The sequence below is a fragment of the Myxococcus llanfairpwllgwyngyllgogerychwyrndrobwllllantysiliogogogochensis genome (genome assembly GCF_006636215.1).
In the GTDB taxonomy this organism is placed as follows: domain Bacteria; phylum Myxococcota; class Myxococcia; order Myxococcales; family Myxococcaceae; genus Myxococcus; species Myxococcus llanfairpwllgwyngyllgogerychwyrndrobwllllantysiliogogogochensis.
The window spans coordinates 37841-50973 of sequence record NZ_VIFM01000027.1 but is presented as its reverse complement, the minus strand read 5'-3'; the positions used below and the strand labels follow the sequence as shown (position 1 = coordinate 50973).

Below are 13133 nucleotides of genomic sequence, written 5' to 3'. Positions count from 1 at the left end.
TTGAAAGCCTTCCTGCCTTCCTCGCGGCCTATCCAGAGGTCCGGCTGGAGGTGATTGCGGACGAGAGCTTTGTCGACGTGCTCGCCGCCGGGTGCGATGCCGGCATCCGCTACGACGACAAGCTGGAGCAAGACATGATCGCCGTGCCCATCGGGCCGCGCGTGCAGCGCTTCGCCGCCGCCGCATCCCCGGCCTACCTCGAGCGCCGGGGTCGGCCTCGGCACCCTCGCGAGCTGCTCGACCATGCCTGTCTGCGCGGCCGCTTCGCGAGCGGGACGATGACGGCGTGGGAGTTCGAGCGGGGCGATGAGGTCGTCCGGGTCGAGCCGGCGGGGCAGTTGATTGTGCAGGTCGGAGGGGCGACGGACCTCGCCGTCGACGCGGCGGTCGCTGGGTGCGGCATCGTGTACCTCTTCGAGGACTGGCTGCGCCCGCACCTGGACAGTGGGGACCTTGAACCCGTCCTCGAACCCTGGTGGCAGTCCTTCTCCGGGCCGTTTCTCTACTACCCCGGACGGCGTCTCGTGCCGGCTCCGCTCCGCGCGTTCGTCGACTTCGTCAAGGCCTCGTCGTCTCGTCGTGCGCGCCGCTCACCGTCATGACGCGCATTCCGACGCAGCCGTGATGATTCCGGGCAGTCACCGTGCACTCGCTTCGAGGCTCATTCGCCGTCGCTTTCTCGACAGGCTCGAACGCCGATTGGTACGGTCGGGCGCGACTTTTGATACCGACGCGACCGCGTCTTGAAAGAGGAACCGATGTTCACCGAGAACAAGGAACTGGAGTGGAGCGAGGTCCCGTTCGAGGACGCGAGCGCGAAGTACACGCTCAATGGCATCAGCGAGGACGGTCTCGGCGAGGTCTTCTTCGAGGACCCCGCACACTACCTTGTTCACGAGGGCGACGTGGTCATCGACGGCCCCGTGAGTTTTGGTGCGGCTGACGACGGGGACGTCACGCTGCATGTCATCGACGGTAACCTCACCGTCAACGGCCCGCTCTTCTTCATCCAGGGCGACTTCAACGGTGCGCTCCTGGTGACAGGATCGATCTTCTGTCAGAACGCAATCGTCGGCGTGGACGCGATGCTGTACGTCGGCAAATCGATGCATGTCGAGGGGCTGCTCGTCACCACGCTCAGCAAGCCCTCGCACTTCGCCATCAGGGAGGCGCTGATCGCCGGGAGCTGGCTCGAGGCTACGGGGAATGGCCTCTTCGAGATTGGCCAGAAGCCGCAGGCGCGGCTGCTCCGCGTTGGAAAGGGCAGCTACCGCGCGTTTTCGCGGTACGGGGAGGAGGAGGAAAAGCGGGCCCGGGACGAGGGGAAGGAAGTGAAGAAGCCGAGCTATTTCGGTTTCTCACCGAAGGAGGCGAGCTCGGTCCAGGGCATCCTCCATCCATCGCTCCTCGAGGGTGAAGAAGACATCAGCGCGGGTGAAATCCGCGAAGCCATGGAGGAGGGTAGACCGCTCTTTGCCTGACCCGTCGCTTCGTTCAGGGGATGGCGAGCGCGCCTCGGGCGGAACCGAGCCGCGCACGCTACCGGCTCAGCGTCACCTCCTTGTCGAGCCGGGCCATCTTGTGCGGATTGCGCATGGCATAGAGCCGGGTGATTCGACCGCTCTCGACGACAACGCTGACCGCTGTGTCGAAGTCTCCGGCGGCGTCAATCCGGAGCGCGAGGGCGCCGTTGAGCCACACGGTGGCGATCCGCGCGCCAGGCGCGAGCGTGGGGAAGCGAGACAGGAGCCCGGCCACGCGGTTGCCGCCGACAATCGGGTGCCGCACCGCCGCCGCCAGTCCGCCGCCGTCGGCGACCATCACCACGTCGGGGGCGAGCACGTCGAGCAGCCCCTTCAGGTCGCCGGAGTGGATGGCCGTCAGGAATCGCTCCAGGACGGCCCGCTGCTCCTCCTGGTCGACCTGCATCCGGGGCCGGCGCGCGGCCACGTGCTCCCTCGCCCTGTGCGCGATCTGCCGGACGGCGGCGGGCGTCTTGTCGAGCGCTGGGGCAATCTCGTCGTACGGCACGTCGAAGACCTCCCGGAGCACGAACACCGCCCGCTCGACCGGAGTGAGGGTCTCCAGCACGGTGAGCATCGCGATGGAGACGCTCTCCGCGAGCTCGACGTCCTTGGCGACGTCGGGGCTGGTGAGCAGCGGTTCGGGCAGCCACGCGCCAACGTACTCCTCCTTGCGGCGGGCGAGCGTGCGCAGCCGGTTGAGTGCCTGCCGGGTGACGACCCGGACCAGATAGGAACGCGAGTCGCGCACCTCGGCCCGACCCGCGTCACCGATGTCCGCCCACCGCAGCCAGGCCTCCTGCACGACGTCCTCGGCGTCGGCCGCGGAGCCGAGCATCTCGTACGCGACCGTGAAGAGCAGGCCGCGGTGGGTGAGGAAGAGTTCCTCCGCGCCCATCGCATCGTGCGGAGCGCGCGCCGCGTCGGGCGAGCAGGCTTCGTCGCCAGGAGGTTCGCCTCGCGGCGACGTCGGGCGCATCGGGGCCGTCATGACGCGGACGCCTCCCGCAGCCGGGTGCTCGGCTGGGCCATCGGCTTCAGCCCGCATGAGGCGGCGAAGCCCTCCGATTCGATGCCCAGGGCGGTATTGGAGCGGGTCGTCAGGTTGGCGAACCCGATGACCGTGGTGAGCTCGATGAGCGCCGCGGCACCGAGCTGCGTCCTCAGGCTCGCGACCAGCTCATCGGTCACCGTGGGGGGCGTCTGGCTCATCGCCTCGGCATACTCCAGCACCTCGCGCTCCAGCGGGGTGAACACGGCCGACTCCCGCCACCGCGGTATCTCCCGCGCCTTGGCCACGTCCAACCCACGATTGTGGGCCATGAAGTAGTTGAAATCCAGGCACCACGAGCAGCCCACCATCGACGCCACCGCCATGTGTGCGTACGACTTCAGGCCCTCGTCGCACTGGTCCCATTTCTGGAGCTTCTGCCCGAAGCCCATGCTGGCCTTCAGTACCGGCAGGTGGTGCCACATCACGCCGAGTGACGCGGGGACCTGACCGAAGGTCCTGCTGGCGAACTTCTTCACCAACACGCCGTAGAGTCCGGTGATTTCCTTCGGGGGAATCCTGGTCGAGGTCATGTCTTCTCCATGTGTCGGTTCCGAGCTCTTCGGCCTGAAGACACCGGTCGCCGGAGGCATGTGACAGCCGGGGTCGGATATCCGCGTCCCCCTGGCTGAGGTCCTCGGCTCGGACCTCCGTCCCCCGTCTTGAGACGTCATGAGGGGCGCGGGCGTTTGCGATTTCTGGGTCTTCGCTGACTCCCTGGGCGAGATGGGAGACGCCCTCCCGGCCGTCGAGCAGTAGCGCGGGTACGCGGGGGGGCGTGTGCGCGGGTAGGGTGGACGAGAATCGTCCGCGACCCGTCAAGGCGCCCCGCATCCCCACGCGTTTCCACGCTTCAGCGCGAATTCCACTCCCGGTGGTTCGGGCAGCTGACTCCAAGGGTCGTCGCGCCCTGGGATGCCACCCCACGCCTTGCGTCGCGCACGGCGCGGTGAACCATTTGTAGATGACGCGACAAATGACACCAGGTTGCGTTTGACGGTCAGCATCGCGCGACAGGCCGGCGTCGCGGCGAGCCCTTCATTCACGACACGAGGTTTCCGTGCATCGTCGCCATCTCTTCTCCTTGCTCGCGGGAGCGCTGCTCCTGTTGGGTGCTTGTGCGCCCGAATCGGTCGACGCACCGACCGCGGATATCCCTTCCTCCACCGAGCGTGAGGCCCAGGCCCTGGTCAACGGCACGCTGGTCAACGGCCAGCCCGTCACCGGTCTCTCCGCGGCCACCGGCGCGGAGCTCCTCTACACGCTGGACGTCCCGGCCAACCAGAACGTGGTGACGTTCACCATGTCCGGCGCGAGCGGCAACGCGGACATGTACGTCTACTTTGGGGGCACCCCCACGCCCGCCAATGCCCAATGCAGCTCGACGACCTCGGGCAGCACGGGAAGCTGCACCGTGGCCAGCCGGCTGTCCTCGGGCACGTGGTACGTCCTCATCAAGGCCACCAGCGCCTTCTCCGGGCTGAGCCTCACCGGTACCTATTCCCCCCTTGGCACGGGCACCGGCGTCGCCAAGGCGCTCGCGGACAATCAGGTGGTGAAGGTCGCCGGGGCCGTGGGCGACTGGCTCCTCTACACGATGGAGGTCCCCGCCCAGCAGTCCTCCCTGGAGGTGACCACCTCTGGCGGCACGGGCGACGTGGACCTCTACCTGCGCCACGGCAGCGCGCCGACGCTGGCCACCTACGACTGCCGCTCCCGCGTCGTCGGCACCACGGAGGGCTGCTCGGTGAGCTACCCCAAGGTGGGCACGTGGTACCTCCTGGTTCGCGGCGCCGCGACCTTCAGCAACGTGAGCCTGCTGGGCGCGGCCGTCGCGGTCCCCACGCTGATTTCCGTGGGCCAGCCCCAGGCCAACATCACCGGCGCCAAGGGTGGCTCGCTCTACTTCACGGTGAAGATTCCCACCGGGCAGAGCCTCCTCAAGGTCGGCCTCGCGGGCGGCACGGGTGACGCGGACCTCTACCTGAAGCGCGCGAGCGCCCCGACGACCGCGACCTACGCCTGCGTCTCCCGGGGTGGCACGAACACGGAGAGCTGCTCGGTGACGAACCCGCAGGCCGGCACCTACCACATCCTCATCTACGGCTATTCGGCGTTCAGCGGCGCCACGCTGCTCGTGACGACGACGGGAGGTGGCCCCATCGGGCTGCCGCTCACCAACGCCGTGCCCGTCGAGCTCAACAGCCGCGATGGCGGTCCGTTCGTCTACCGCCTCGACGTGCCCCCCGACACGGGCAGCCTCACCATCGAGGTCTCCTACATCTTCAGCGGCCGGTACTGGATGTATGTCCGCCATGGCAGTGAGCCCGCGGGCGGTGTGTACGACTGCTCCGAGTTCGGCACGGGCCCGGAGCAATGCCAGTTCGACAAGCCCCAGGCGGGCCCGTGGTACGTCCACATCATCCCTGACTCCTCCTTCACGGGGCTGGACCTCGTGGGCACCTACGGCGGTCGCATCGAGACCACGGCCCTGCAGAACGGCCAGCCGACAGGCCCCGTCACCGCGGGAGCCCGGGACTACGTCTACTACTCGCTGGAAGTCCCCCCGGGGCAGAAGCGCCTGGCCTTCTGGGGCACCGGCGGCACGGGCTTCCCCCACGCCTACGCGAGGCTGGGCGGCATCCCGACGACCACGACCGCCGAGTGCGCGAGCTTGTTCAACTGGCCCTGCATCATCGAGAACCCGCAGCCGGGCACGTGGTTCTTCTGGCCCGAGTCCGGCTCCTACTACCAGGGCGTCTCGTTCACCGCCGAGTACACCGCGGCCGAGCCCCCTCCGCCCGAGGAGCTGCGCAAGGGCGAGCCCCGGACGGGCATCGCGGGCCGCCCCACCGAGGACCGGATGTTCGTGTTCCAGGTTCCACCCAACCAGACGCGGCTCAGGGTCTCGACCACGGTCGGCACGGGCAAGACGTGGCTCCACGCGAAGCGGGGCTCCGCGCCCACGTCCACCAGCTACGACTGCTCGGGCTACTGCGACATCGAGCGTCCGGAGGGCGGCACCTGGTACATCCGGCTGGAGGGAAGCTCGACGTACTCGGACGCCACGCTGACCGCGGACTACACCGCGCCCGAGACGACGCAGGACCTGGGCTACGGCGCCACCGTCAACAACTGGCCGCCCCGGCGCTACTTCAAGCTGGAGGTCCCCGTCGGAAGCACGGGCCTCAACGCCTACACGGGGGGCAACTCCGAGGCGAAGCTGTACGTGCGCCAGGGCCGCCTGCCGACGTCCTCTGACTACGACTGCGCATCCGTGAAGCCGGGCCATGTCCGGCAGGAATGCAGCATCCCCTCGCCCCAGCCCGGGGACTGGTTCGCCCTGCTGGAGTTCCCGTCGGACTACCCCCAGACGACCGAGTCGTTCTACTGGCAGCACCTGGAGCGGGGGCCCACCTCCGACCTCGTGGATGGCGTCCCCGTGCCCGTCGCCGGCGCGTCCAGGTCCTTCCAGACGTTCCGCATCCAGGTGCCAGAGGGCCAGGCCTACCTGCTCACGGAGCTGCTCAATGCCCGCCGCACGCCCAAGGCGGCGTATGCCTATCAGTGGCTGCGGCACGAGGCCTCCCCGGCCAGCGTCTTCTTCGACTGCGGGCCCGCCTCCGTCTGCGACATCCCCAACCCCGCCCCCGGCACCTGGTACCTCACCGTTCAGGGCGGCATCTACGGCTCCACCGGCCCGACGACGGAGGGCTTCGAAGGCGCGGTCCGCTTCACGACGACGGGACGAGACGTGCGGCCCCTGGCCAATGACATCCAGGAGTGGCCGTTCAACGGCGCGAAGGGCGCGACGAGGCACTGGCGACTCGAAGTGCCCGTGGGCGCGACGGACCTGCTCTTCCAGTTGTCGGGCGCTCCCTACTCGGGCACCGGCAACGCGGACCTGTATGTGAAACACGGCTCGCTGGCCGACCCGAGTGCCTACGACTGCGCCTCCATGAACAGTCCTGGCAACGAGGAGACCTGCGCCATCACCAACCCCCAGCCTGGCACCTGGTACGTGGCGGTGCGGGACCAGGTGGGCGCGTCCGTGCCCGTCCTGCGCGCTTCCTACGCGATGACGCCGGGCGAGCATCTTCCCGCGCTGACCTCCCATGTCTCTCTGTCGGGGCAGAAGGGGCCGAAGTATTCGCAGAAGCAGTGGAAGCTGGAGGTTCCTCCCGGCCAGGGCACGCTGTGGTTCGCCACCGAGAATGGGACGGGGAGCGTGAACCTGAAGGTGAAGCGGGGTGGCCGCGCCGTGGACGGCGCCACGCTGGACTGCGCGACGACGGGCCCGGGCAACCTGAAGCAGTGCACGTTCGCCAACCCGCAGCCGGGGACGTGGTTCGTCACGTTGACGGGGACGGAGGCGTACGAGTTCGTCACCCTCACGGGTGGCTACTTCCAGGCGGACACGGTGACGACGCTCGCCAATGGCATCCCCGCGACCAACCTCCAGTTCGACGCGGGCAAGACGCAATACTTCCACCTGGACGTGCCCGCCAACGCGGCCATGTATTCGTTCGAGCTGCGCTACGACACGACCTCGACGTATGAGCATTTCGATGTCCGCGTCGAGCGTGGCACCCTGCCCACCGCCGCGAGCCCGCGCTGTGCCTACCTGGCCAAGGGCTCCGTGCGCTGCACCCTCGAAAATCCCGCCGAGGGTCCCTGGTATGCCCGCGTGCTGAGCGCCACCACGTCCTTCAGCCACGTCCGTGTCGGGGCCTTCCATGGCCCCCGTCTGGACCAGGCCCCGCTGCTGCTCAACCAGGACTACTTCTACGGAGTCAGCGGCTCCGAGGGCGTGGTGCGCACCTACAAGATTGTCGTTCCCGACGGCGTCGACTACTTCACGGTGACGACGGGCTATCGCACCACGGGCGAGTCGGGCTCCTACTACGGGAACCTGAGCCTCGCGGTGCGCAAGGATGCGCCGCCGACGGCGACGGAGCGCGACTGCGCATATCCCTTCCCGAGTCCGAACTCGACCTGCACCATCTTCGACCCCGAACCGGGGACGTACTTCGTCAGCCTCACCCTCACCGCCAACAGCTACAACTTGTGGGTGCTGCCCAACTTCCGGTAGCGGCCCCTCATCCCGGGCTTCCGTGAGCGCTGTCTCACGGAAGCCTCGGGGTGGCGCCGGCTTCCCATCCAGGGGTTTCTCTGGGTTGAATGGGAGTCATGGCTCCTGAATGTCAGACGTGGTCGTGGGGCTCCGTGGAGTCCTGGGCTCCCTGGCCATCACCGCGGGGGTGCTGCTCGCGTTGGGATGTGACCGGGCGCCGGAGCCGGTCCCCGGCGATGAGGTCGAGGAATCGGCGGTGATGAAGGCCGTCTCCTCCGGTGACGCGGCGGGGCTTACGTCTCTGCTCGCCCGGGGCGAGCCACGCAATCTCCCGGGCACCACCTCCTCGTGGTCGTGCTCATGATGCTCGTGGGGAGCGCCGTTGGCGCCGTGGTGCTCTGGGTCGGTGTGCCGGCCGCGCCGACGGAGTGGCTGCCTCGGGAGTCGCGCCCGGATGTGTGGTGTGAGGGATTGCCCGTGGAGCGATGCGGGGAGTTTCCCCAGCACTGCCGGGAGGCGGCCTACTGTGATGGCACCCGCTTCTGCTCTGCGTGGAGCGGCGAGGAGGCGTGTGCCGGAGAAGGAGCCATCGCGGGCCCCGCCGCCTGCTGTCCCGGGTTGCTCCCTCGCTGCGGCGTCGTGTCGAAGGGGGGACGTGTGACTCGCGGTTCGGCACGGCGGCCCAGCCCCTCTGTCGCCGCTGTGGCGACGGCGTATGTGACGCGCGGGAGACCCGCTGCGACTGTCCCGAGGACTGCGACCTTTCCAGGAGGGCGGGTGGACCCCCTCCCGGAGACGCGCTTCCGCCGGGTCGACGCTGAGCCGACGCTTCTTCACGGCCTGCCCCCGGGGTGGCCGGAGCCGGCGCAGGTCACTGTCAACGCGCGATTCCGTCGAGCGCGGTGATGCTCTTCTCCGGCAGCACGAGTGACGCCGCGGCCACGTTCTCGCGCAGATGCGCGACCGACGACGTGCCCGGGATGAGCAGGATGTTCGGCGCGCGGTGCAGCAGCCACGCGAGTGCGACCTGCATCGGCGTCGCGCCCAGCTCGTTCGACACTTCCGACAGCGTCGAGGACTGGAGCGGCGTGAAGCCACCGAGAGGGAAGAACGGCACGTAGGCGATGCCCTGCTTCGCCAGCGCGTCGATGAGCGCGTCGTCTCCTCGATGCGCCAGGTTGTAGTGGTTCTGCACGCACACGATTTCGGTGAGCGCTTGCGCCTGCTCGACCTGGCGCGCCGTCACGTTGCTGAGGCCGATGTGTCGAACGAGCCCCTCTCGCTTGAGCTCGATGAGGACGGCGAGTTCTTTGTCGAGAGGGCCCTCCGTGGGCGTCATGCTCATCATGCGCAGGTTCACGACGTCAATTGCGTCGAGCCCGAGGTTGCGCAGGTTGTCCTGGAGGCCCGAGCGGAGCTCCGCGGGCGATAGCGCCGGGAGCCACGACCTGTCCGTGCCACGTCGCCCACCCACCTTCGACACGATCACGACGTTCTTGGGATACGGATGCAACGTGGCGTGAATGAGCTGATTCGTGACGTGGGGCCCGTAGGCATCGCTCGTGTCGATGTGGTCAATGCCGAGCGCGATCGCCTCGCGGAGTACCGCCGCGGCCGCTTCGGGATGGCTCGGCGGTCCCCAGACGTGCGGGCCCGCGAGCTGCATGGCGCCGTAGCCCATGCGGTGCACCGTGAGCGATGTGCCGGGGAGCGTGAATCGACCGCCGAGTCTGTCTGTGTTCGTCATGGGCGTAAATCTAACGCTGGCCCCGATTCACACTAGCAAATAGCATGCATGCCAATCATGAACGTTGTTCGTGCCAGGAATCTCGACCTCAACCTGCTGCGCGTGCTCGTCGCCGTCGCCGACGCGGGCTCGGTCACGAAGGCGGCCGCGCGGCTCTACCTTACGCAGTCGGCGGTGAGCGCGGCGCTCTCCCGGCTCAGCGAGTCGCTGGAAACGCCGATGCTCGTGCGCCACGGTCGCGGCGCGATCTTGACCAGCCGTGCCGCACGTCTCGTGACCGAGGTCCGTCCTCTGCTCGAGGCGATGCTCCAGGCCTCGCTCGCACCGGCGCGCTTTGACCCACGCAAGAGCGAGAGGATCATCCGCGTCGGACTCGCCGATTACGCGGACGAATGGCTGCTGCCGCCGCTGCTGCGCCGGCTCGGTCGAGACGCGCCCAACATGCGGCTCGTTTGCACACCGGTCCAGTTCCGCACGGTGGTCGAGGCGCTGGCGACCCGTCGCGTCGACCTCGCGGCCACGGTCATCGACAAGCTGCCGCAAGCCATTCTGCGCACGCCGCTCATCCGCGGCCATTTCGTCTGCCTGTTCGACCCGCGCCACGTGAACCTCGGCGCGCGACCTGGCAAGCGCGCGTATCTCGCGCAGGAGCACGTCATCGTCTCCTTCAACGGCGACCTGCGCGGCACGGTCGAGGACCGGTTCGGCGTCGAGCGACGCGTCCGCTGCTCGGTCGCGAGCTTCAGCGCGATAGGCGCCATCGTTGACGGAAGCCCGTTGGTAGCGACCTTGCCCGATGTCTTCGCGGCGCATGTCCTGCGGCAGCGGCCGCACCTTCGCAGCGCGCGCTTCCCCTTCGCTCACCCCGCTGGTGGCATGGACCTGCTGTGGCCCGCGGCGCTGGATGAGGACGAGGCGTGCGCCTTCGTGCGCGCCGCGATCATCGATATCGCCAGGCAGGTGCCCGCGCCTTCTTGACGCACTCCCAAGGAATGTTTCAGCGCTGGACCTGGGTGTGGGGTCGAGAGAAGCTCCTGGGATGCCCATTGACCGGCTCATGCGGATCCATAGTCCTGAGTCCCTGGCGAAGGGGGAGAGGGCTCTCGGACCTGAGTTCACGGCGATGAGCGAGCGGGTGCGACGGGTCACCGAGCTGACGTCGCGCCTCAACGTCCTGCCTTTCGAGGACGAGGCGGGCAAGGCCGCGCTGTTCGAGCAGATCCTGGGCCGGCCGCTCCCGGGGAGGGTGACAATCTATCCGCCCTTCTACACGGACCACGGCCTGCGTCTGGAGCTTGCCGAGCGCGTGTTCATCAATCAGGGCTGCACGTTCCTCGACTACGCCGGCATCCGGCTGGGCGAAGGTGTGATGGTCGGCCCGAAGGCCACGTTCATCACCGTCAGCCATCCGGTCGACCCGGGCGAGCGGCGGCTGTACCTCACGGGCGCAGCCATCGACGTCGCGGAGAACGTGTGGATCGGCGCGGGCGCGACCATCATGCCCGGGGTCCGTATCGGGCGCGACGCGGTGGTCGCGGCCGGGGCGGTCGTCGTTGAAGACGTGCCCGCGGCGAGCCTGGTGACCGGCCCCAAGGCGACCGTTCGCCGACGGTGGTGAGTCACGAGCGCGCTCGGGCGCTCGGACCCGCCGGTGGGCGCCGCCTCATGAAGCAGCGCCCGTCAGCGCTCCAACGCAGGCTGCTTCAGCGGCTTGCTAGCAGTTGTCGCGGACGTTGTAGTACTTCGACGTCCGTCCCCAGTTGACATAGCTCCCGCAGGAGCACCCGCGCTCACCGATGACCGCCGTGAGGGACGCGTTGTAGTAGCGGGTGACGCTGGTCGGGAGGTTGGTGCAGTTCGGGAGCGGCGCCTCCTCCGAGGCCAGGTTCGACTCCTCCTCTTGCTCCTGCTCCATGGGACCGCCACAGCCCACCGCCATCGCCAACAGACCGCCAATCAGGAACGTGCGCATGCGTCCTCCGTGAGGGGTTGCAGCCCTGTCATATATCAATACATTGATCTCTGGAATCCCCGATAAACTCGTGACTCAATGCGCAATGTCAGAGCATTCCACCGCTGGCGCCAGAGGCTCGGCACTCCAGGAGGTGCTCCCGGAGTCCACGCGGAGTGGGCGCCCTCTTGCCAGGCTGTTGGGCTAGCGGGCGGCGGGTTGAGGCGAAGGCTCACCGACGAGCCGTGTCTCCAGCCGCGAACGCCACTTGAGCGCGGGCCGTTCCACGCCGTGGTGCAGCGCGAGCGACGCGAGCAGCACCGCCACGGCGCCTCCCAGCAGCGTGACGGGGTGGAAGGCGTCCATGCCATGGGGCTCCAGCGCGACACGGACTGCGTGCTGCACGGCCTTGTGGGTGAGGTAGACGGTGAAGCTCAGCACCGCGAAGGTCCTCGCGCCGGGGATGCGGGCGCACACACGCGAGGCGGTGGGGCCAGCCAGGGCCACGAGCAGCGCCGCGTAGCCCACCGAGGTCAGGGGGAACGCGAGCATCGTGTGGGCGAGGTACCGGAAGTGTTCCTCGTTCAGCCAGAGCACGACGCCCAGGCACGCGAGCCCCACCAACGCCAGGCCTGCCGCGCGGGCCCCTCGTGTCCAGCGCTCCCAGGCCGCGGGTCGGAAGACGCGCAGCGCCGCGAGCAACACGCCACACGCCAGCCCGTCGAGCCGCGCATACGTCGGGTAGTACAGGAGCGTGTCGTAACCGCGCCAGCCGGCCTCACCCGGCCCGAGCATCGAGAAGTGGCGTTGCCACAGGCCGCCGCGCAAGAGCATTCCGGCCACCATCAATCCCACCGCGCCCGCGAGGAGGTGCGGCGCCCGGACGCGTCCGCGCAGCGCGAGCACGGTGAGGGGCAGCACCAGGTAGAAGTGCTCCTCCACGCACAGGGACCACGCGTGGGAGAAGCCGTTCAGGCGCAGTCCGAAGTTCTGCGTGAAGGTGAGGAAGCGCCACGCGGGCGTCTCCACGGGGCGTTCACTCCACGCGGGAATGAAGAGGTACAGGGCCACGACGATGAGATAGGGCGGCAGGATGCGCAGCGAGCGCCGCAGGTAGAAGCGCTTCAGGGACGGTGTCTCGCCCCGGGACACCGGCTCCAGGAGCTGCGAGCCGATGAGGAAGCCGCTCAGCACGAAGAACAGCTCCACGCCCGTCCATCCGAAGTTGGCGAGCACCTGGTAGGTCTCGTGGCCGTCGGGGCGCGGGTAGTGGAAGAGGACGACGATGAGGATGGCCAGGCACCGGAGCAGGTCCAGGCCGGCGAGGTGGCGCGGTTCGGTGGCGTTCAGCGGAGTCGGCTCTCAGCGGGGGGAGGCGCTGGATGCTAGGGGACATCGCCCGACGTGCGGCATCCATTTCCGCGCCCCGATGTTTTTCGTCACGCCGCGTCTTGAGGAAAGCGGGGAGAGCCGGGACGCCGTGTTTCCGACGAAGGCCAGGTCAGGTCCCCCGGGCACGGCCCTCGTCGCCATCCGTCACGGATGCTCCGCCCTATTCGGAAGCGCGTTCGAAGACAGCTTGAGTCCGAGGAGAATCCCAGCAGGACCCGGTGCCGAGCCTCCACCGCCGGGAGATCTCCCGAAGCACGCAGCCACAGCTTCTTGTCGGGATAATCAAAGGTCCAGACGCGCCCCGCGAACCAGGCCTGGCCCAGCATCCCATCCTCGTACGTCGACCGGTCCTGCACCTCCGCGGCCACGGGGAGCTGGTCCTGGGTCCAGTGGGG

General features: G+C 68.3%; 10 protein-coding genes and 1 pseudogene. 6 read left to right on the top strand and 5 right to left on the bottom strand.

Annotation, left to right across the window (positions count from 1 at the left end; genetic code table 11):
• Positions 1-20: 20 nt before the first annotated feature.
• Together FJV41_RS09485 and FJV41_RS09480 are read left to right on the top strand one after the other, a co-directional pair.
• Positions 21-602: pseudogene (locus tag FJV41_RS09485) on the top strand (LysR substrate-binding domain-containing protein); the annotation flags it as partial.
• Positions 603-758: 156 nt separating this feature from the next.
• On the top strand, positions 759-1481 hold the full coding sequence (locus FJV41_RS09480; protein WP_141642110.1) for a hypothetical protein: 723 nt from the start codon (positions 759-761) through the stop codon (positions 1479-1481).
• A gap of 58 nt (positions 1482-1539) precedes the next feature.
• Here the strand turns inward: FJV41_RS09480 and FJV41_RS09475 are convergent, their stop codons facing one another.
• Positions 1540-2514, bottom strand: coding sequence for an RNA polymerase sigma-70 factor (locus FJV41_RS09475; RefSeq protein ID WP_246137110.1), 975 nt, complete (start codon positions 2512-2514; stop codon positions 1540-1542).
• Entirely contained in the window at positions 2511-3107 is a 597-nt protein-coding gene (locus FJV41_RS09470; protein ID WP_141642109.1) for a carboxymuconolactone decarboxylase family protein, read from the bottom strand. Before FJV41_RS09470 ends, FJV41_RS09475 begins: the two co-directional genes overlap by 4 nt.
• 527 nt (positions 3108-3634) lie before the next feature.
• Here FJV41_RS09470 and FJV41_RS09465 point away from each other — a divergent pair.
• Both FJV41_RS09465 and FJV41_RS09460 read left to right on the top strand, forming a co-directional pair.
• Positions 3635-7666 (top strand): PPC domain-containing protein, encoded by a 4032-nt coding sequence (locus tag FJV41_RS09465; protein ID WP_141642108.1) that lies wholly within the window; start codon positions 3635-3637, stop codon positions 7664-7666.
• A gap of 109 nt (positions 7667-7775) precedes the next feature.
• The gene (locus FJV41_RS09460) at positions 7776-8012 is read left to right on the top strand and encodes a hypothetical protein (protein ID WP_141642107.1); all 237 of its coding nucleotides are present in this window, start codon (positions 7776-7778) and stop codon (positions 8010-8012) included.
• 513 nt (positions 8013-8525) lie between these two features.
• On the opposite strand, the gene FJV41_RS09455 is transcribed toward FJV41_RS09460, so the two are convergent.
• Positions 8526-9395: an aldo/keto reductase family oxidoreductase gene (locus tag FJV41_RS09455; RefSeq protein WP_141642106.1), complete on the bottom strand. Its 870-nt coding sequence runs from the start codon at positions 9393-9395 to the stop codon at positions 8526-8528.
• A gap of 48 nt (positions 9396-9443) precedes the next feature.
• Between FJV41_RS09455 and FJV41_RS09450 the strand changes: the two genes are divergently transcribed.
• A complete protein-coding gene (locus FJV41_RS09450; RefSeq protein WP_246137109.1) occupies positions 9444-10373 on the top strand; it encodes a LysR family transcriptional regulator in 930 nt (309 codons plus the stop codon).
• Between the two features lie 145 nt (positions 10374-10518).
• The gene (locus tag FJV41_RS09445; protein ID WP_246137108.1) at positions 10519-11013 is read left to right on the top strand and encodes a DapH/DapD/GlmU-related protein; all 495 of its coding nucleotides are present in this window, start codon (positions 10519-10521) and stop codon (positions 11011-11013) included.
• A 96-nt stretch (positions 11014-11109) separates the two neighbouring features.
• Here the strand turns inward: FJV41_RS09445 and FJV41_RS09440 are convergent, their stop codons facing one another.
• Both FJV41_RS09440 and FJV41_RS09435 read right to left on the bottom strand, forming a co-directional pair.
• A complete protein-coding gene (locus FJV41_RS09440; protein ID WP_141642103.1) occupies positions 11110-11367 on the bottom strand; it encodes a hypothetical protein in 258 nt (85 codons plus the stop codon).
• A gap of 183 nt (positions 11368-11550) precedes the next feature.
• Positions 11551-12657: an acyltransferase family protein gene (locus FJV41_RS09435; RefSeq protein ID WP_141642102.1), complete on the bottom strand. Its 1107-nt coding sequence runs from the start codon at positions 12655-12657 to the stop codon at positions 11551-11553.
• Positions 12658-13133 lie beyond the last annotated feature (476 nt).

Excerpts from the sequence above, each read along its gene's own strand:
- FJV41_RS09470 (WP_141642109.1), bottom strand. The coding sequence starts at position 3,107 with ATGACCTCGACCAGGATTCCCCCGAAGGAAATCACCGGACTCTACGGC.
- FJV41_RS09480 (WP_141642110.1), top strand. The coding sequence starts at position 759 with ATGTTCACCGAGAACAAGGAACTGGAGTGGAGCGAGGTCCCGTTCGAG.
- FJV41_RS09450 (WP_246137109.1), top strand. The coding sequence starts at position 9,444 with ATGCCAATCATGAACGTTGTTCGTGCCAGGAATCTCGACCTCAACCTG.
- FJV41_RS09455 (WP_141642106.1), bottom strand. The coding sequence starts at position 9,395 with ATGACGAACACAGACAGACTCGGCGGTCGATTCACGCTCCCCGGCACA.
- FJV41_RS09460 (WP_141642107.1), top strand. The coding sequence starts at position 7,776 with ATGTCAGACGTGGTCGTGGGGCTCCGTGGAGTCCTGGGCTCCCTGGCC.
- FJV41_RS09445 (WP_246137108.1), top strand. The coding sequence starts at position 10,519 with ATGAGCGAGCGGGTGCGACGGGTCACCGAGCTGACGTCGCGCCTCAAC.
- FJV41_RS09440 (WP_141642103.1), bottom strand. The coding sequence starts at position 11,367 with ATGCGCACGTTCCTGATTGGCGGTCTGTTGGCGATGGCGGTGGGCTGT.
- FJV41_RS09475 (WP_246137110.1), bottom strand. The coding sequence starts at position 2,514 with ATGACGGCCCCGATGCGCCCGACGTCGCCGCGAGGCGAACCTCCTGGC.